Here is a 911-nt window from a genome sequence, read left to right as displayed (position 1 = left end):
CCCAGCACCTGGGCGTAAATGCCGGCCAGGATCTCCTCGATGGCGCTCACCGGGGCCCGGTAGCGGTCGGCGTCGGAGTATTCCGGCGCCGGCAGGGCCTTGGTGTCCAGCTTGCCGTTGACCGTCAGCGGCAGCGCGTCGAGCACCACCACTGCCGACGGCACCATGTAGCCCGGCAACCGCTCGCCGAGCTGGGCCCGAACCTCGGCCGGGTCGGCCGTGCCGGTCACGTAGCCCACCAGCCGCTTGTCGCCGGGCCGGTCCTCGCGGGCGATCACAGCCGCGTGCTCGACCCCGGACAGTGCGGCGAGGGCGGCCTGGATTTCGCCGAGCTCGATGCGGTAGCCGCGGATCTTGACCTGTTCGTCGGCGCGGCCCATGTATTGCAGTTGACCGTCGGTGCCCCAGCGGACCAGATCCCCGGTGCGATACATCCGCATCCCCGGCCCGCCGAACGGGCAGGCGACAAACCGCGAGGCCGACAGGCCCGCCCGGCCCACATACCCGGTCGCCAAACCACCGCCGGCGACATAGAGCTCACCGGTCACACCGGCCGGAACCGGACGCAACCAACCATCGAGCACGAAGAAGGCCAGGTTCGCCAGCGGCACCCCGATCGGGCTGACGCTGCTGTCGACGTCACCGTCGACGATCTCACGGAACGACGCGTGCACCGTCGTCTCGGTGATGCCATACATGTTGATCATCCGGGGCAGGCCCGGGTGGTGGTGCAACCACGTCGACAACCGGTGCGGCTCAAGTGCTTCACCGCCGAAGACCACCGTCTGCAACTTCAGCTGCTCACCCAACTCCGGCGCCAACGCATCGGCACTCTGCAACGCATAAAACGCCGACGGCGTCTGACTCAACACACTGACCTGCTCACGCACCAACAACGCATGCAAGTCTTC

At 67.8% G+C, this 911-nt stretch carries 1 protein-coding gene; it reads right to left on the bottom strand.

Features of this window, described 5'->3' with window-relative positions; genetic code table 11:
• The coding region (locus tag A5688_RS23360; protein WP_165607499.1) for an AMP-binding protein at nt 1-911 on the bottom strand (911 nt) is incomplete at both ends.

Origin of the sequence: Mycobacterium mantenii (assembly GCF_001667865.1) — a bacterium.
Classification (GTDB): domain Bacteria; phylum Actinomycetota; class Actinomycetes; order Mycobacteriales; family Mycobacteriaceae; genus Mycobacterium; species Mycobacterium mantenii_A.
Note: the sequence above shows the minus strand (reverse complement) of the source record. Positions and strands in the feature narration are given on the sequence as shown.